12 protein-coding genes are annotated in these 18,938 nt (G+C 65.0%); 5 read left to right on the plus strand and 7 right to left on the minus strand.

The features are described from left to right. Positions 1-18 precede the first annotated feature (18 nt). Both VGR99_RS29050 and VGR99_RS29055 read left to right on the plus strand, forming a co-directional pair. A complete protein-coding gene (locus VGR99_RS29050; RefSeq protein ID WP_326903385.1) occupies positions 19-2,610 on the plus strand; it encodes a CHAT domain-containing tetratricopeptide repeat protein in 2,592 nt (863 codons plus the stop codon). Positions 2,611-2,895: 285 nt separating this feature from the next. Further along, on the plus strand, positions 2,896-4,512 hold the full coding sequence (locus VGR99_RS29055) for a phosphoenolpyruvate carboxykinase (RefSeq protein WP_326903469.1): 1,617 nt from the start codon (positions 2,896-2,898) through the stop codon (positions 4,510-4,512). 112 nt (positions 4,513-4,624) lie between these two features. Here the strand turns inward: VGR99_RS29055 and VGR99_RS29060 are convergent, their stop codons facing one another. After that, positions 4,625-5,440, minus strand: a complete 816-nt coding sequence (locus VGR99_RS29060) for a thioesterase family protein (protein WP_326903386.1) — start codon at positions 5,438-5,440, stop codon at positions 4,625-4,627. A 228-nt stretch (positions 5,441-5,668) separates the two neighbouring features. Beyond that, positions 5,669-8,185 carry a glycogen/starch/alpha-glucan phosphorylase gene (locus VGR99_RS29065; RefSeq protein WP_326903387.1) on the minus strand — a complete coding sequence of 839 codons (2,517 nt, stop codon included), beginning with the start codon at positions 8,183-8,185 and terminating at the stop codon, positions 5,669-5,671. A gap of 203 nt (positions 8,186-8,388) precedes the next feature. Here VGR99_RS29065 and VGR99_RS29070 point away from each other — a divergent pair, with 203 nt between their 5' ends. Further along, entirely contained in the window at positions 8,389-8,640 is a 252-nt protein-coding gene (locus VGR99_RS29070) for a hypothetical protein (RefSeq protein WP_326903388.1), read from the plus strand. A 9-nt stretch (positions 8,641-8,649) separates the two neighbouring features. Here the strand turns inward: VGR99_RS29070 and VGR99_RS29075 are convergent, their stop codons facing one another. After that, positions 8,650-9,513: a LysR family transcriptional regulator gene (locus tag VGR99_RS29075; protein WP_326903470.1), complete on the minus strand. Its 864-nt coding sequence runs from the start codon at positions 9,511-9,513 to the stop codon at positions 8,650-8,652. 109 nt (positions 9,514-9,622) lie between these two features. Between VGR99_RS29075 and VGR99_RS29080 the strand changes: the two genes are divergently transcribed. Together VGR99_RS29080 and VGR99_RS29085 are read left to right on the plus strand one after the other, a co-directional pair. Beyond that, positions 9,623-10,534 (plus strand): DMT family transporter, encoded by a 912-nt coding sequence (locus tag VGR99_RS29080; RefSeq protein WP_326903389.1) that lies wholly within the window; start codon positions 9,623-9,625, stop codon positions 10,532-10,534. Positions 10,535-10,547: 13 nt separating this feature from the next. Beyond that, positions 10,548-11,321, plus strand: coding sequence for an MBL fold metallo-hydrolase (locus VGR99_RS29085; RefSeq protein WP_326903390.1), 774 nt, complete (start codon positions 10,548-10,550; stop codon positions 11,319-11,321). Positions 11,322-11,356: 35 nt separating this feature from the next. Here the strand turns inward: VGR99_RS29085 and VGR99_RS29090 are convergent, their stop codons facing one another. From VGR99_RS29090 to VGR99_RS29105, 4 genes are all read right to left on the minus strand, one after another. Beyond that, positions 11,357-12,526, minus strand: coding sequence for a Shedu immune nuclease family protein (locus tag VGR99_RS29090; RefSeq protein ID WP_326903391.1), 1,170 nt, complete (start codon positions 12,524-12,526; stop codon positions 11,357-11,359). Between the two features lie 648 nt (positions 12,527-13,174). After that, on the minus strand, positions 13,175-13,945 hold the full coding sequence (locus tag VGR99_RS29095) for a TIGR02186 family protein (RefSeq protein ID WP_326903392.1): 771 nt from the start codon (positions 13,943-13,945) through the stop codon (positions 13,175-13,177). Beyond that, positions 13,942-14,859 (minus strand): sulfite exporter TauE/SafE family protein, encoded by a 918-nt coding sequence (locus VGR99_RS29100; RefSeq protein WP_326903393.1) that lies wholly within the window; start codon positions 14,857-14,859, stop codon positions 13,942-13,944. Before VGR99_RS29100 ends, VGR99_RS29095 begins: the two co-directional genes overlap by 4 nt. A gap of 401 nt (positions 14,860-15,260) precedes the next feature. Beyond that, positions 15,261-18,755 (minus strand): hypothetical protein, encoded by a 3,495-nt coding sequence (locus VGR99_RS29105; RefSeq protein ID WP_326903394.1) that lies wholly within the window; start codon positions 18,753-18,755, stop codon positions 15,261-15,263. Between the last annotated feature and the right edge of the window lie 183 nt (positions 18,756-18,938).

Genomic DNA, 18,938 nt, shown 5'->3' on the forward strand with positions numbered 1-18,938 from the left:
GCTGCAGCGAGAGGGTTCATGACACGCCGTCGTTTGACGCTGGTCGCGGGTTTGGCGCTCGCGATCGCTGTATCGCCTGCAACGCCGGCCCTTGCCCAGAAAGGTCTCGCCGCGGAAGGCGCGCGGATCAACGCGCTCATGGGCGCCGGCAAATATTCGGAAGCGCTGCCGCTCGCGCAGGGCATGGTGGCGAGCCTGGAGAAGAGCGACAACGGCCGCGAGCTCGCCGCCGCGCTCAACAATCTCGGCCAGGTCTATGCCGGCCAGGGCCGCGACGATCTGGCAGAACCGCTCTACAAGCGTGCCATCGCGCTGATGGAAAAATCGCTCGGTCTCGACACGCCGCTGCTTTCGGCCGAGCTGACCAATCTCGCCGCGCTCTATCAGCGGCAGGGCCGCTTCACCGAAGCCGAGCCGCTGTTCAAGCGTGCGCTGGCCGTGAGCGAGAAGGGCCTGTCGCGCGAGCATCCCGATGTCGGCCGTGCGCTCAACAATCTCGCCACGCTCTACGTCAAGCAGGAACGGCAGGTCGAGGCGGAGCCGCTGTTCCAGCGTGCGCTCGCGATCTATCAGAAGGCCGCCGGGCCCGAGCATCCCGCGGTCGCCACGGTCCTGAACAATATCGGTCAGGTCGATCGCGACCTCAACCGCGATGCCGATGCCGAAGCGCCGATCAAGCGCTCGCTCGCGATCCGCGAAAAGGTGCTGGGTCCCGATCATCCCGATGTTGCACGCTCGCTGAACAATCTCGCCGGGCTCTACGAGCACCAGAAGCGCTATGCCGATGCCGAGCCGCTCTACCGCCGCGCGCTGGCCATCCGCGAGCGTGCGCTCGGGCCGGATCATCCTGACGTTCTGACCTCGACCAGCAATCTCGCCTATTTCCTCTATGTGTCCGGGCGCACCGCAGACGCGCTGCCGTTGGCGGAGAAAACACTTCGCTCCGATCGCGCGCAGCTGCGCGTGGTGCTGCCGGTCCTGTTTTCCGCGCGCCAGCAACATCTTTTGCCGGATGACAAGGCGCTCGATGAGGCGCTGGCCGCGATCCAGCGCGGCACGCAATCTTCCGCCGCCTCCGCCGTGAACAAGCTCGCGGTGCGGCTTGCCGCCGGCAGCGACCGGCTCGCCGAGCTCGTGCGCAAGGATCAGGATCTCGGCGCCGAGGCCGAGGCGCTCGACAAGGCGATCGTCTCGGCCGTGTCCAAGCAGGCCGCGCAACGCGACCTCGCGGCCGAGCAGCGCAGCCGCGCCCGGATCGCGGCGATCGCAAACGAGCGTGCCGGCCTGCAGAAGACGCTCGCGGTCGAGTTTCCAGACTATGCCTCGCTCTCCAATCCGCTGCCGCTCGCGGTGAAGGACATCCAGGCGTTGTTGTCGGCCGATGAGGCGATGACGATCTATGCCGTTGTCGACAAGCAGAGCTACGTCATCGCCATCACGCGCGAGGGCGCCGACTGGAAGGAGGTTCCGTTCGGCGCGGATGCGCTGGCGCAGAAGGTGGCTGCATTCCGCAAGGGGCTCGACGTCGGCAAGGCCCGCGATGCCACCGGCAAATCGGGTCTGTTCGATCTCGCGCTCGCCAACGATCTCTATGCCGCGCTGCTCGGCCCGGTCGAGGCGTTGACGAAGGACAAGCGCAATCTGCTCGTGGTGCCCTCGGCTGCGCTGACCGCATTGCCGTTTCATCTGCTCGTCACGGAGAAGCCGCCGGCTGCGATCCCCGACACGTTCGAAGGCTATCGCAATGCCGCCTGGCTGCTGCGGCGTCAGGCCGTCTCCGTGCTGCCGTCGGTGATCAGCCTGAAATCGCTCCGTGCCTTTGCGCGCAAGGATCAGGGCGTGAAGCCGATGACCGGCTTCGGCGATCCCGTGTTCAACCCCGCGGCCGAAGGGCCGGCCGATCGTCGCGCCGCTGGCGGCAAGGTTGCCGCGCGAAGCATCGCGACGATCGCCTACACCGACTTCTGGCGTGGTGCCGGTGTCGATCGCGCGCGGCTCGCGCAGGCGCTGCCGCAATTGCCTGACACTGCCGACGAGCTGAACGCGGTGGCCAAGGATCTCGGCGCGCCCGAAGGCGATATCCATCTTGGCCGCGACGCCAGCGAAACGACGCTCAAGCGTGCAGCGCTTGCTCAATACAGCATCATTTACTTTGCCACCCACGGTCTCGTCGCCGGCGACGTCAAGGGCCTGGGCGAGCCCTCGCTTGCGCTCTCGATCCCCGATCAGCCTTCCGAACTCGACGACGGCCTCTTGACCGCGAGCGAGGTTGCGCAGCTCAAGCTCAATGCGGATTGGGTTGTGCTGTCGGCCTGTAACACCATCGCCGGTGACAAGCCCGGCGCAGAGGCGCTTTCGGGGCTGGCGCGCTCGTTCTTCTATGCCGGTGCCCGCGCGCTGCTGGTCTCGCATTGGGCAGTGGATTCGGAAGCTGCCACCCGCTTGACCACGTCGACATTCGCCTTGCTCAAAAACGAACCAAAAATCGGCCGTGCCGAAGCATTGCGCCGCGCAATGTTAATGTACGTTGATGACGCTTCATCGCCGCGCAATGCCTATCCCGCGATGTGGGGGCCGTTCGCGCTGATCGGCGAGGGAGAGGTACGATAGACCGCCCTGAGGGATTGTGCGTCGCAATAACCCCTGACAACGCTGAATCCTGCATTTGGTTGCGCGATCATTTGCGATTTTTTGATGCGCCTGCTCAGGGCTGACATGCGCGACGCTTGGCGCGGTCCTTGAATAAACCAAATCCTGCGGGATCAGCTTGGCAACGCCAGCGTTCATCAGTATTAGGTCGTCCAGCCGAGGCCGGATGGCCTGTAATTCACGGTGACCGCGATGGCGCCAAAGTTTGGTCGCGCAGAGTGTCGCGGGTTCTAGGAGGACTTTTTGGTGCAAGAGACGGGCGTGCGCAACGGTGCCTTCGGCGCCGACAAATTCGGCTTAAAGAATCTCAAGCAGGTTCACTGGAACCTTGGTGCGCCGCAACTCTATCAATACTCGCTCGCAGCGGGCGAGGCGGTACTCTCCGCCGACGGCGCGCTGTGCGCCGACACCGGCGAGTTCACGGGCCGCAGCCCGAAGGACAAGTTCACGGTGCGTGACGCCACCACCGACACGAAGATGTGGTGGGCCGGCAACCAGTCGATCACCGCAGAGCAGTTCGAGACGCTCTACCAGGACTTCCTCAAGCACGCCGAAGGCAAGAGCCTGTTCGCGCAGGACCTCTACGGCGGCGCCGATCCGGCTTACCGGATCAAGACCCGCGTCTTCACCGAGCTCGCCTGGCACTCGCTGTTCATCCGCACGCTGCTGATCCGCCCCGAGGCGGTCGAGCTGTCGAGCTTCACGCCCGAGCTCACCATCATCGACATGCCGAGCTTCCGTGCCGATCCGAAGCGCCATGGCTGCAAGTCGGAGAACGTCGTCGCGATCGACTTCGCCCGCAAGATCGTGCTGATCGGCGGCTCCTATTATGCCGGCGAGATGAAGAAGTCGGTCTTCACCACGCTGAACTATTATCTGCCCGAGCGCGGCGTGATGCCGATGCATTGCTCGGCCAATGTCGGCGCCAAGGGCGATGCCGCGATCTTCTTCGGGCTCTCCGGCACCGGAAAGACCACGCTGTCGGCCGATCCCAACCGCACGCTGATCGGTGACGACGAGCACGGCTGGGGCCCGAACGGCGTCTTCAACTTCGAAGGCGGCTGCTACGCCAAGTGCATCAAGCTCTCGCAGGAAGCCGAGCCGCAGATCTATGCGGCGTCGACACGCTTCGGCGCGGTGCTCGAGAACTGCGTGCTCGACGAGGACACCCGCGTTGTCGATTTCGACGACGGCTCCAAGACCGAGAACACCCGTTCGGCCTATCCGCTCGACTTCATCCCGAACGCCTCGCGCACCGGCCGCGCGCCGCAGCCGAAGAACGTGGTGATGCTGGCTGCCGACGCGTTCGGCGTGCTGCCGCCGATCGCCAAACTCTCGCCGGCGCAGGCGATGTATCACTTCCTGTCCGGCTACACCGCCAAGGTTGCCGGCACCGAGCGCGGTCTCGGCAACGAGCCGCAGCCGGAATTCTCGACCTGCTTCGGCTCGCCCTTCCTGCCGCTCGACCCCAGCGTCTACGGCAACATGCTGCGTGACCTGATCGCCCAGCACAATGTCGATTGCTGGCTGGTCAACACCGGCTGGACCGGCGGCAAGTACGGCACAGGTTCCCGCATGCCGATCAAGGTGACGCGTGCGCTGCTCACCGCTGCGCTCGACGGCTCGCTTCGCAACGTCGAATTCCGCACCGACAAGTATTTCGGCTTCGCGGTCCCGACCGCGCTGCCGGGCGTGCCGAGCGAGATTCTCAACCCGGTCAACACCTGGAAGGACAAGGACGAGTTCGACAAGACCGCGCGTGCGCTGGTCGGCATGTTCCAGAAGAACTTTGCCAAGTTCGAAGCCCAGGTCGACGCCGAGGTGCGCGCCGCTGCTCCGGACGTGAAGATCGCGGCGGAGTAAGGTCGCAGCGGTTGAAATAGGAAAGGGCGGCCGCGAGGCCGCCCTTTTTATTTGTGGCACGATCTCTCCACGCCGTCATTGCGAGCTCCTCACAATGACGAGGAGGAAGCAGTCACGCCTTGAAATACGCGATCTGCGTCGTGGTCGCGAGCAGCCGTCCGTTCGGCGACCACAGTTCGGCGTTCTGGTCGGCGTAGCTCTTGTGCATGATCTTGGAATCGGCCGTCGCGAGCACGCGCGTGATGTCCTCGGCGGCGAGCTCTTCGCTGTCGGTGTGGAAATAGGTCGTCAGCGACACCGTGCCGAACGGCACCAGCTCGCGCCGCGCGTGGAAGATGCGGCCGAAGAAGGCGTCCGACATCGACATCAGCGACGGCATGTCGAGCCTGCGCGGCGTGCGATCGCTGATCCAGATTTTCGAATAGGTGCTGGCAAGCTCGGCCTGCGGCGGGCCGAGCCGCATCTCGCCCTCGACGAAGCGGAATTCGTACTGGTTGGCCCACGATGCCGCGATCTTGGGGAACGGCAGCGTCTGTTCGAACGGCTTTGTCTCCGGATATTGCGCCACCCTGTGCTCCCAGGACGGCCGGCGCTCGGCGAACACGGCGGTGGCGAGTGTGGCAACCTCGCCGCCGCCCTGCGACAGTTCGACGCTCCAGTGCTGGCTGGAGCGATTGGCCTTCACCAGGCGGATGTCGAGGTCGAACGGGCCCTTGGCGATCGGCGCGCAGTAATTGACGGTCAGCGCCAGCGGATCGCCGGCGGCCTGCGGGTGTTCGATCAGCGCGCGCAGGATCGTCGCGGCGGTAGCGCCGCCGAACGGGCCGACAAAGGCCCAGTAATCGTCGCTGGTGTGCCCCTGCCAGCTGCTGTCACCGGCGGTGATGCGCGTGGCGTCGTCGAACGGATGCGGGAGCTTGGCGTGCATTTTTGGTCCTCGATGCCGACCCCACCGTCATTGCGAGCGCAGCGAAGCAATCCAGACTGTCCCCGCGGAAAGAACATGGATTGCTTCGCTGCGCTCGCAATGACGGCGTTTGAGGCGACGGCGTTCGGATCACCGACACCGCCCTGGGGATGATGATAGTCATATCATCATCAGGCTCGTGAGATGCAATAACCTCGCAGGTAGCGCCGATTTCACGCCGCGGAAATATCAGCCGGCGACGTCGCGCAGATTCGGTAGCAGCGGCGTGGTCGGATTGACCGGCACGTTCCAGATCTCCTCGGCATATTCGCGGATGGTGCGGTCCGAGGAGAACCACGCCATGCGCGCGACGTTGAGGATGGAGGCGCGCGTCCAGGCCGGTGCCACCTGCCAGCGCGCATCGACCGCGCGCTGCGTCTCGTAATAGGAATCGAAATCGGCGCTGACCATGTAATGGTCGAGATAGCGCAGCGCATGCGCGATCGATTCGAAGCGGCCGGGATCGCCAGGCGAGAATTCGCCGGCGCCGATCGCGTTGATGGCGCGCTGCAGCTTCGGCGAATTGCGGATCACGTCGGAGGCATCCAGCCCCTGCTTGCGCCGGATCATGACGTCGCCGGCCTCCATGCCGAAGATCGCGATGTTCTCGGTGCCGACATGGTCGCGAATCTCGATATTGGCGCCGTCGAGCGTGCCGATGGTGATGGCGCCGTTGAGCGCCAGCTTCATGTTGCCGGTGCCGGAAGCTTCCATGCCGGCGGTCGAGATCTGCTCGGACAGATCGGCCGCCGGAATGATCACTTCCGCGAGGCTGACATTGTAGTCGGGCAGGAAGACGACCTTCAGCTTGCCGCCGATCGCGGGGTCGTTGTTGACGACCTCGGCGACGTCGTTGATCAGCTTGATGATCAGCTTGGCGTAGCGGTAGCTCGCCGCCGCCTTGCCGGCGAAGATCTTCACCCGCGGCACCCAATTGCCGTTGGGATCGTCCTTGATCGACTGGTACAGCGCGACCGTCTCGATGACGTTGAGGAGCTGGCGCTTGTATTCATGGATGCGCTTGATCTGCACGTCGAACAGCGCGCCCGGGTCGACCTTGATGCCGAGCCGCTCGCCGATCAGGCGCGCCAGCGCGGTCTTGTTGTGGTGTTTGACGCTGCGGAATTTCTTCTGGAATTCGACGTCGCTGGCGCGCGCCTCGATCAGCGAAAGCTGGGTCGGGTCGTCGAGCACGGCCTCGCCGCAGGTCTCGCGCAACAGATCGGTCAGCTTCGGGTTCGCCAGCATCAGCCAGCGGCGGAAGGTGATGCCGTTGGTCTTGTTGGTGATGCGGCCGGGATAGAGATGGTTGAGGTCGTGGAACACGGTCTCGCGCATCAAATCCGAATGCATCGCCGAGACGCCGTTGATGCGGTGCGAGCCGACGAAGGCGAGCTGGCCCATGCGCACGCGGCGACCGCTCTTCTCGTCGATCAGCGAGACCGAGGCGCGGAAGTCGATGTCGCCGGGCGCGCGCGCTTCGGCGAGCGCCAGATGCTGCACGTTGATGCGGTAGATGATCTCGAGATGCCGCGGCAAGAGCCGCTCGAACAGCTCGACCGGCCAGGTCTCCAGCGCCTCGGGCAGCAGCGTGTGGTTGGTGTAGGAGAGGGTGGCGACCGTGATCTTCCAGGCCTCGTCCCAGCGGAAATTGTGGAGGTCGACGAGGATGCGCATCAACTCGGTGACGGCAAGGCTCGGATGGGTGTCGTTGAGCTGCACCGCGACCTTGGACGACAGGCTGCGCAACTGGCCATCCGAGGAGAGGTGCCGCTTGACCAGATCCTGGAGCGAGGCGGAGACGAAGAAATATTCCTGCCGCAGCCGCAGCTCGCGGCCCGCCGGGCTCTCGTCGTTCGGATAGAGGAATTTGCAGATCGCTTCGGCGCGCGACTGTTCGGCGCTGGCGCTGACATAGTCGCCCTTGTTGAAGGCGTCGAGCTTGAGCGGGTCGGGCGAGCGCGCCGACCACAGCCGCAACGCGTTGACGTGCTGGCCGCGCCAGCCGACGATCGGCGTGTCATAGGCGATCGCCTGCACGGTCTCGCCGGGATGCCAGATCGCGCGGTCGCGGCCCTTGTCGTCGACATGCTCGACGCCGCCGCCGAAATTGATGTCGTAGATCACTTCGGGCCGCTGCAATTCCCAGGGATTGCCGAAGCCGAGCCATTCGTCGGGATATTCCTGCTGCCAGCCCTGATTGATGATCTGGCGGAACAGGCCGTAATCGTAGCGGATGCCGTAACCGATCGCGGGGATCGACAGCGTCGCCATGCTCTCCATGAAGCAGGCGGCGAGGCGGCCGAGGCCGCCATTGCCGAGCGCCGCGTCAGGCTCGCATTTGCGCAGCTCGGGCAGCGAGACGCCGAGATCGCCGAGCGCGACGTCGAAGATCTTGAGCAGGCCCATATTGTTCAGCGCGTCAGAGAAGAGACGGCCGATCAGGAATTCGAGCGAGAGATAATAGACGCGCTTGCGGCCGGCGTCGTAGCTGCGCTTCTCGGCCGTGAGCCAGCGATGCACGATGCGGTCGCGCAGCGCCAGCGCGGCGGCCTGGTACCAGTCGTGCTTGGTCGCCATGCCGGCGTCCTTGCCGATGGCAAGGCGCAGCTTCGCCAGGATCGCGCCCTTGATCTCGGCCAGCGCCAGTTCGTCGATGGGCTGGTCAGAGGCGGGCAAATTTGGCTGGAACGATTGATCTTGCAAGGCGGTCACTTCCTGGTCGCGAAAACACCACTCACCCTAAGCGTCTTGCCCCTGCACCGGAACCATCGCTGGTGCGGCCGTGCACTGCGCTGGCGTAAAATTATGCAAGGAACGGGCCGCTTTGGGAACCCGGACGAGCACGGAGAAACCGGGATTGGGTGCTAGATTGCAGGCAGATTCAGCCATCAGTGTGGAGGAAGTCCATGAGACTGGAGACGGGACTGCTGACGCGACTGCTGATCGAAATCGCCGCCGCGGCTCTGCTCGTCGTCTGCATCGCCGCGTCCAGCGCCGCGTTCGCCGCCGGCAATTCCGGCCGCAGCGCCGATGGCCTGACCTGCAGCTTCACCGTCCCGCAGAACGCCTCCCCCGCCGCCCGCTGCGCCGCCATCAAGCGCCAATGCGGTGGCAAGTTCTACGCAAATGCCTGCGGCGACAGGCTGGTGGCGAACTGAGGCGCGAGCTCAGGCCGCCTTCGCCTGCACCGCATCGCAAAATTCGGCGAGCCGATCGGCAAGGCGCAGCGTCGCCGGGCTTGCATCCGGTGAGGCCATCAGCGCCACCTCGGTCCGGTTGATCGGTGCAAAGCCGTCCTTCGCGGTCAGCACGCGATGATCGGACTGGATCGACATCTCGGACAAAATGCTGAGGCCCATGCCGGCGGCGACCGCGGCCTGGATGCCGGCCAGGCTCGATGACGAATAGGCCATGTGCCAGGCGCGCCCGGCGCTTTCCAGCGCATGGATGGCGCCGGCGCGGTAGAGGCAGCCGAGCGGAAAGCCGATCAGCGGCACTGACGATGCGTTGACGTCGGCCGGATGACTCTTGCTGGTGACCCAGTGCACCCGCTCCGGCCACACCGCGATCGCGCCCTTTGCGCCGGCCTCGCGCTTGAACAGCGCAAGGTCGAGCTCGCCGCGTTCGAGATCGCGGGCGAGGTTCTTGCTCTGGTCGGCGCGCACGTCCAGTCGCAGGCCCGGATGCGAGCGCGAGAACGCACCGAGCAATTTTGCCAGCCGGTACGCCGCAAAATCCTCGGGGATGCCGAGCCGGATCGCGCCTTCGCTGTCGGGCTCGCGCAGCACGTCGCGCGCCTCTTCGGCGAGCGTGAGCAGCCGCCGCGCATAGGACAGCAGCCGCTCGCCGGCCTCGGTCGGGCGCACGTCCTTGCCGTCCCGGTGCAGCAACACCTGGCCGACATCCTCCTCCAGCCGCTTGATCTGCTGGCTCACGGTCGATTGCGTGCGGTGGACGCGCTCGCCGGCGCGGGTGAAGCCGCCGGCCTCGACCACCGAGACGAAGCTGCGCAGGAGCTCCAGATCGAGCATCTCAGCCTCCATTCGAAAATCCACTGATCCGCAGTTAATCATTTAATTTCCAAATGACAAGCCGGCTCCCTAGATCGAGGGCCAGAAGAAAACATCCGAGAATGCCCTCATGTCCCTCGCCACCTCGCTTCCCGCCCCGCGGAGCCGCTTCAACACGCTGCCGCTCGCCATCGGCCTGTTTTGCCTGCTCTGGAGCTATGCCTTCGTCGCCGGCAAGATCGGCGTCACCCATTGCCCGCCGCTGATCCTGCTCGCCGCGCGCTTCTCGCTCGCGGGCATCTTGATCCTCGGGGCCACGCTGGTTCGTGGCGACGACTGGTCGCTGTCCTGGCGCGATGCCGCGATCTTCGCCGTGCTCGGCATCGCCAACAACGCGCTCTATCTCGGGCTCGGCTACACCGGCCTCCAATCGGTCTCCGCCGGCCTCGGCGGTCTGATCGTCTCGGCCAATCCGGTGTTCACCGCTGCGCTCGCCGCGCTGCTGCTTGGCGAGGGCATGACCTGGCGCAAGGCGAGCGGTCTTCTGCTCGGCATCATCGGCGTCACCTTGATCGTCTGGCATCGCCTCGCGGTCGGCACCGATAGTCTTCACGGCATCGTCTTCACGCTGGCCTCGCTCGCCTCCATCGTCGCCGGCACGATCCTGTTCAAGCTGCTCGCGCCGAAGGGGTCCTTGTGGATCGGCAACGGCGTGCAGAATCTCGCCGCCGGCATCGTGCTGACGCCAGTCGCGCTCACCTTCGCCGACGTCCATGCGATCGACTTCACGCCGAGCCTGATCGGCGCTTTCGCCTTCCTCGTGCTGGGCGGCTCGATCCTGGCCTACTGGCTCTGGTTTCATCTCCTGAAAGTGTGTGGCGCGACCGCTGCCAGCGCCTATCATTTCCTGATGCCGCCGCTCGGCATGCTGTTCGCCTTCATCGTGCTCGGCGAGCATGTCGAGGCCCGTGACCTGCTGGGGATCATTCCAGTGGCGCTCGGCATTTACCTGGTGACGCGGCCGGCCAAGCCGGTCGCGTAAGAGGAGTTGTCTCATGCCCATCGCCATCACGCTGATCGGCGGCCCCACGGCGCTGATCGAGATCGACGGCTTCCGCCTGCTCACCGATCCGACCTTCGATGCACCCGGCGCCTACCAGCTTCCGCATGTGAAGCTGGAGAAGACGGTCGGACCCGCGCTCAAGGCCGACGCGATCGGCCCGATCGATGCCGTGCTGCTCAGCCACGACCAGCACTCGGACAATCTCGACAATTCCGGCCGCGACTATCTGCTGAAAGCCAAGCGCGCGCTGACGACCGAGGCCGGCGCCAAGCGCCTCGGCGGTCATGTCGAAGGGCTCGCGCCCTGGGCGACCGCGCATCTGAAGGACGACGACGGCAACACGCTGACGATCACCGCAACGCCGGCGCGTCACGGCCCGGCCGGCATCGAGCCGCTGTCGGGCGACGTGATCGGCTTCGTGGTGACCTCGAGCCGGAAGGATACCAGCTCCGTCTACATCAGCGGCGACACCACCTGGTTCGACGGCGTCGCCGAGGTCGCGCGCCGCTTCAAATGCGGCGTGGTGCTGCCTTTCGCGGGCGCCGCGCAGACGCGCGGGCCGTTCCATCTCACCATGGACACCAACGACACCATCGAGACCGCGCGCGCCTTTCCCGATGCGATGATCGTGCCCCTGCATACCGAAGGCTGGGCGCATTTCCGCCAGAACGGCGAGGACCTGCGCAAGACGTTCGACGTGCTCGGCTTCGGGACGCGGCTGCGGCTGCTGGAGCCGGGCGTGCCGACGGTGATCGAGGCGCCGTAGCCTCATGCCCAGCACTAAGCGTGCTATCGATGTATTCAATCGCTCCCATGATCGACAATAAAGCGTGCTCGCTGCAGCAGTTCGTCAAAAGTTACGATTTCGGGTCGCCAAGTATTCCGGCGATAGAGTTCGAAGGACCGAAACTTTGGAATGTTCACACCGTTCGCGGTCTGAAACTGTCCTAGCGAGCCAATGACAAGGCAGGAGCGCGGCTCGATATTGAACAGCACCTCCCCAGTCGGATCACCGAAGTCGTCACGCGGTAGAAGCTTGTGCCCGATCGCCTCGACGGCAGCATGAACGGTCGTCTGTATCTGAGAGACGCCGCTCGCTAAATCTGCGGACGGCGACCAAACGTCTGGCCGATATGTGCTTTTGCCGAGCAGAGGCGTATCGTGTCTTTTGATCTCAACAAAGCAAAGAGAATTTACGATGCCGCGTGTCTTCATGAGCGCGTCCGACCGCTTGCCCGCGCCTCCTAAATCGCGTCCTCGAACAATCTGCTCCAGTTTGCGTTCATCCAGTTGCGACATGAATTGATACGACAGGCCGTATCCAAATATCCACGTATTCGCTTCGAAGAATTTCTGCCAAACATCTTCCGGTTTGCACTGAAGTCTGCTCCTTTCACTCTCGAAGAAATCTTCATCTTGAAGCAAGGCTTCGAAATGACGAAGTTGCCTTCGGCGATAGCCAACGGCTACAAGGTCGCGGGTTACGTGCTCCTGCTGCGCCAGTTCCAAGAACAATTCAGAGTTCTTTTCAAAAATTTTCCGGGCTTGACCTTGATCTAGAATGATCTCACGGAGAACCTCATCCGTCAGGTGAACTTTGGCGGCGCCGTCAAATTGTATTGTTCTCACGCCAGCGATGAAGTCGATGAGCGTGTCGATCTCGTTTCCCACGAAGGTGAAATGCTGCCGATCTTGCGGCCCGGTCTTATTGTATCGTTGGATCGTGAGAGACCGAATTGACCGATCGTCTTCAAGGAACGCGGCCTTTATCTGATAGCGGCCACCCGGCGTCTCGCGCAAAACGGCTTCGTTCTCGACCGTAGCGAATCTCAGGCCTGGCTTACCATCGATGATGTGGGAGGCGATCCGCATCTTGTCGCCAGCGAGCCCGCTCTGGAAACGACGACTTATGATCGTCTTGTCTGTCCTCCGTTGGAAGAACATTTTCCTATCATCGTATTCGTCAGCCACAATGCGTCACCCGCGTTGAGGGAGAGATTGGAAGCTACCACAGCTCGCGGAATCTGCAGACGGTGTTATCCACGCTTGAAACCGTGTGACAGCCTGCACTGCCTCTTCGATCGTCCATCCTCAAGCTCGACATGTATGTCCAGAAGATACTTGGCGAGCTTAGTCTGGATCATCTTCAGATGCGTCTTTGGCGCCGTGATTGATCGCCGTCCACCGCGTCGCTTGGGGATAGTGAAGCTTTCGTACTTTTGATCGTCCGTCAGCCAGTAAAGTACGTAGGAGAGGCCGTGGGGCTGGACACCCAAGACGCGCGCCAATTGCGGGAGCGACTTCGCGCCTTTTAGCTGAGATAGCCTAGAAGTCATGAAAAACCGGCTTGCGGATACTCGTACGCCAGATGTTCCGCCCAATCATAGCGATCTGCAAGGAGCGCGCATTGCCGCTGGCAACCATATCAACTGTCGCGAAGCACAACAGAAAAATCTATCCGCAAGCCGTGGTTGCAGTTGATCAAGTTCGCGATTTAACAGCAAGCTTTGCGGAAACTTATCAACAGAAGCTGGCGACTGTCGTCGTAGCCACCAAGGCTAGGGAGGGCTACGCGTCGAGGCCACCTTGTCGAGCCGGGCGACGACGAGAGTGGAGCCCTCAATCCTTCCTGAAAACGATCGACGCCATCCAGCCCGTCATCAGCGCCATGGCCGCGACGGCGAGGCCATAGATCAGCCCGTTCTGCCGCGCGGTCGTCGCGACGAATTGCTCGAAGCCGACCTTGACGATTTCGAAGGCGGTCTCGGTCTTGGTGATCAAGGCGCCATTCGCGAACAATTTGATCTCGACCTCATAGGTGCCGATCGGCACCTCCGCCGGCAGCGGAATGCCGGTGCGGAACAGCGTCGGCGTCAGGAACGTCACTGCGCTCGCGTCCTCGCGATAGAGGCCGCGCTGGGTGCGCAGGCGAATGAAGGCCGAGCGGAAGGCGTCATTCGGCACCACGTCGGCATAGTCGCCGCTGACGCGCTGGGTCAGCAGCACGTTGTTCAGCCCGATCTGCTGCCGCCGCGCGATCTCGGGCGAGGTGATGACGTCGAACGGCCGGTTGGCGAACAGCGCCAGATAACTCGGCACCTCCAGGAACTGGCGATAATCGGTGTTGATCCAGATGCCGAATTTGCGCTCCTTGCGCCGCGTCACCATGTCGGCGCGCGGGCCCATCACGGTGACGACGAGATCGTAGGCCGTGCGATCGGCGGGCGTGCTCGGGTCCTTCTCGACCGAGCCGAACAGCACCAGCTCCTCGCCGGAATAATTCGGCGTCACCGTGACGCGGTGGTTGGAGACCGACACGATCAGCCGCTCGGCCTGCGCGGCGGAGCCGAGCAGCAGAATGAGAAGGCCTGCGAGAAGCGCGCGCATCATCCGCTCACCCCTAACTCGCGGATGGTGAAGAGATCCTCGGGCCGGATCACCAGCTCGATCGCGAAGCGGACGCCGACCGAGAGGATCAACAGCCCGAGCAGCAGCCGCAACTGCTCGCCGCGGATCTTCTGGCCGGCGCGGGCGCCGAACTGCGCGCCGGTGACGCCGCCGACCATCAGGATCAGCGCCAGCACGGCATCGACGAGGTGATTGGTCACCGCGTGCAGCATGGTCGCGAACAGCATGGTGACGAGGGTGAGAACCATCGAGGTCCCGATCACCGTCGAGGTCGGCACCCGCAGCAGATAGATCATGATCGGCACCAGGATAAAGCCGCCGCCGATGCCCATGATGGCGCCGATGAAGCCGATCACGATGCCGACGATCACGACCGGGATCACCGAGAGATAGATCTTCGAGCGCTTGAACCGCATCTTCAGCGGCAGGCCGTGGATCCAGTTGTGCGCGCGCCGTGGCGGCACCGCGCCGCGCCGGGTTCGCATCAGCGCGCGCAGGCCTTCGGAGAACATCAGGCTGCCGACCGTGGTGAGCAGCACCACATAGGACAGCGCGATCATCAGGTCGAGCTGGCCGAGGGCGCGGAGCTGCGTGAACGTCCAGACGCCGAGCGCCGTCCCGGTCACGCCGCCGCAGAGCAAGACGCTCGCCAGCGCCGGATCGATCGCGCGCCGCCGCCAATAGGACAGCGCGCCGGAAAAGGAGGAGGCCGCGATGTGGCTCGCGACGGAGGCGACCGCGACCGCCGGCGTGATGCCGATGAAGATCAGGAGCGGCGTCATCAGGAAGCCGCCGCCGATCCCGAACATGCCGGAGACGAAGCCGACCGCCGTGCCCATCGCCAGCACCAGGAAGACGTTGACCGGAAGATCGGCGATCGGGAGATAGAGCTGCATTGAACCGTGCACCGGCGAGACGGAACGACTAACGCGGAATGCTCGCGGGAAAGTCGGAACGATTGCCGCGTCTTTCAATAGCGGAATTTGAGGCCGGGCGCGCTCAGGAAATTCGGGCGTGGTGAATGAGCGAAGAGGGATCAGGTGGCTGCATCACTGTGCGCAGAGGAGTTCGCCACATTCTCCGCCGTCATGCCCCGGCTTGCCGCCTTCGCTGAAGCTTCGGCGTACCGAGCGCTCTCGTGTGGCCTCGGCGTAGCCTTGGCGGAGCCGGGACCGGGGCATCCAGTACGCCGCGGCCGTTGTCGTGAGAGCGAGCTCTTTAACGCCCGCCTCTGGAATACTGGGTCGCCCGGTCAAGCCGGGCGACGACAAGAGGAGAGGGCGCGCCCTAAACCGCTTTAATGCGCCGCCGAAGCCGACCGCTTCGCCGCGACCGGCTTCGGCGCCGGCTTGGCGTTTGCCTGCGGTGCGCTGTCCCAGCCGCCGTTCGGAGCCGGAACGTTGACGGCATCGTCGGGCTGCGGCTCGGCGCTGAAGGTCTGGATCGCGAGCTTGGCGGCGGCGAGCGATTGCGGGTCGAGGCGCTTGGCGACGTCGTCGCGCTTGCCGGCTGCGTCCGCATCGCCCTGGGCAGCCGCCAGGCTGAACCATTTGTAGGACTCGGCGAGGTTCTGTTCGACGCCGATGCCGCGGGCATAGAGGATGCCGAGATTGAACTGGCTGTCCGCGACGCCGCGATCGGCGGCTTTGCGGAACCACTGCGCCGCGCTCTTGTAATTGGCGCCGCGTCCGCCGCCGTCGGCATCGAGCACAGCGAGATTGTGCATCGCCTTGGCGTTGCCGCGCTCGGCGGCTTGCGTGTAGTAGCGGCGGGCGATGTCGGCGTCCTTCTTCACGCCGAGGCCCTTCTCATAGAGCGTGCCGAGGCGGAAGGTCGCGGGCACCACGCCGGCTTGCGCCGCGCGGTCATACCACTTTGCCGCTTCGTCATAGTTCGCGGCCACGCCCTTGCCTTCCGCAAAGCGCAAGCCGACCTCGTAGGCCGCGGTGGCATCGCCCTTCATCGCCGCGGTGCGCAGGCCGGGGCCGCCGATGCCGTCGGGCAGCTTCTCGCTCGGCGGCACCTGGACCAGGCTCAGCCTGGCACGGCTGGCGCCCGACAGCGCGCCGGTGACATCGCTGGAGGCAGCAGGCGGCGGCGCGACCGGAGCCGGCGGGATTTCGACCGAAGCCGAGCTGCCGGCGTTTGCGGGCAGGGACGGTGCGGAATTGTTCTGGGACTGCTTCCCGATCGGCGTCGGCGAGGTCATCGACGGCGTGACCTGCTCGGGCGCGGCGGGCTTGCTCTCGACCGGGGGCGGCGCGGGCCGCGGCGCCGGCTCGCTGACCGAATTCTCCATCGCCTGCGGGGCCGGCGGCGCGCTGCCGCCGTCGAGCAGGTTCATCGCCATCTTGAAGGTTCCGAGCACGATCACGACCACGCTCGCGCCGACCAGCAGCGAGCGGATCTTCGAGGTGATCGTCGAGCCGCCTTCCTGGGCTTGGCCCTTGTCCTTGCCCTTGTCCTTGGCGCGCGCTGCGATCGCGGCCTTGACGCCGCGGGCGGGCTTCTCGGGCGGTTGCGCGGCGGCGGCTTGTGCTGCACGGCGCGCGGCAGCGATGAAGCTCGACGACGACACCGGCTCCTTCGGCGCGGCCGGGATTTCGCTGATGGCGTTCTCGGAAGCGGCAATGCGCTCCGAGGGCGTGGCGGCGCGACCGCCCGGCCGTGTGCCCGGCTCGAGCGGATGATCGGGCGGCAGCTCCGGCGCGATCGCGGCGCGCGCGGGCGCCGTATGCGGTTCCAGGATCTCGCTGATCGCGCGCGGCGGAACGGGCGCGGCCATCGGCACGGGCGGCGGTGGCGCGGCGGGGGCTGCGGCGTGGAATTCGCGCGGCGCGGCGACGAAGGCGGACTGCGCGGGCTGCTGTGCGGCGGCCGGGTTCGGCAGCTCGGGCTTCGGATCGTATTTCGGCTGCTGCGGTGCCTGCTGCCGCGGCTCGCGCGCCATCGGCGCGGGCTCCATCGGGGCGGCCATCGGCATCGGCATCGGCTGCGGTGCAGGCGCCGGCGGCGCGCTGCGCACCGCGCGCAGATCGCCCTCGATCATCGAGAGGCGATCGACGACGTGGCCGAGCGCGCTGTGGACGGCGTCGAGCGAGTCCTGGGTGCTGCGGTTGGTCTCGGCCTGGTTGAAGCGGATGTCGGAGAGCTCGCGCTTGACGAGATCGACCACGCCGGAATCGGGTGATGGCGCGGAGCTGCGGCTCTCGGCGAGAGCCGAATAGGTCGCCTGCTGCCGCTCGAGATGGCGCAGGATGTCGTGCAGCCCGTCCTCGACGCGGCTCAGATTGCCGTTGCGCGGATCGGCGGCGGCCTCGATCCGCTCCAGCAGATACGAGACCCGCTGTTCGAGATGCGCGAAGGTCGAAGCTGAGTCGTTGCCGACCTGCATGCGGTCGAAACGGTCCGACAGCGCGCGGATGGCGGCTTCGAGATGCTCAGTGCTCTCCGTGGCTTGCGGCCGTTCACGCGTTTCCAGCGCCGCGGTGAGCGCAGCGATGCGCTGCTCGAGCACCGCAAAGCTGTCGCTGTGGCCGGAGGCGCGGGTGACCTGGTCGACCTTGGACGACAGCAATTGCACGTCTTCGGACAGACGTGCCAGCGCTTCGTTGGAGGCGACGTTGGAGACGATGCCGCGCAGCGCCGAGATCGCGCTTTCGAGCTGGCGCACCGTGGACGGATCATCGTTGGCGCGCAGGAGCAGGTCGAGCTTGCCGCCGAGATTGCGGATCGCCTCGTCATAGCCGGTGAGCTGCTCGGCCGGCGTCAGCGTGCGCAGCACCTGCTTGATGTCGGACAGTGCGCGTTCGATGCCGGATAGCACCTGGCCGTCGGTGCCGTTGGACCGGGTCTCGTCGATGCGACGGTGCAGCGAGCGGATTTCGTTCTCGATCGATTCGATCGCGCGCCGCGGCATCGCCTCGGTGATGGCGGTACGGATTTCGGCGAGCTCGCTGCGGAAGGCGTTGATCGCCTGCTCGGTATTGTCAGGGCGCTGCAGCGACTCGATCTGGCTCGTGATCTTGAGCAGGTGGCGCTCGAGCGACGAGAAATCCGGCCCCGGCTGCGGTGGCGGCGGAGCATAGGCAGGCGCGGGCGGCGCCGCCATTGGTGTCATGGTCGGCGCGTAAGGAGCGGCAGAAGGCGCAATCGAGGGCGCGGCGCGCGGCGGCATCTGGCGCGGCGCAAAGCCGTCGAGCTCGCTCTGCCGCGCCGTGATCTCGGCGACCGCGACGTCGAACGAAGCAGGGCTCAGGGGAGGCGAGCTGCGATAGACCTGCGCGGCGGCACGCTCGACCGCATCGGCCTGGCGCTGGCGCATTTCAAGGGGTGACGGGGCAGGGGCCGCCTGCCGCGGGGCCTGAGGCTGTTGCTGCGGCTGCGGGCGGGAGATCTTCGACAGGCGCGCATCGAGCCGCGAGATGGCATCGTTGAGCTGGCGCGCGACGCCCTGCTCGCGCGACACATCCGGGCGCGGCGCCGCAGGCTTCGAAATCCGTTCGATCTGCTGGGTGATCGCGTCGAGCCGCTGATGGATGTCGGCGACTTCGCGACTCTCCTGGCTCGGCATTGGGTTCGGCATCTGTTGCGGACGCTGATCTTGACGCTGATCTTGGCGTTGATCTTGGCGTTGATCGTAAGGTCCGCGAAAGTTTGGCGGGGCAGTTTCGCCGAGCGTGGAATTCAGCCAATCGTTGAGTGACATGCCGGCGCGGCGCGCAGCAGCTTCGGCCCGCTCCCGGACGGTCGGATCGATGCCGTCAACACTCCACGATACGCGCGAATTCATGACTCTGTCCGGTTCCGACTCCGGCGCCCCACCCGGCGCCTCCAGTCTCCCCACGCGTGCCGGTTGCAAAGACAATCGGATTTGGCGCGGGTCGTCTGCCTCGAAAACCGACTTTTTCCTGTTACGGTAAATAACGGGTTAAGGAACGCGTCGCCGGTGGCTTAAAGTTGGGCGGCGGGAACC

The organism is Bradyrhizobium sp., assembly GCF_035935975.1.
In the GTDB taxonomy this organism is placed as follows: domain Bacteria; phylum Pseudomonadota; class Alphaproteobacteria; order Rhizobiales; family Xanthobacteraceae; genus Bradyrhizobium.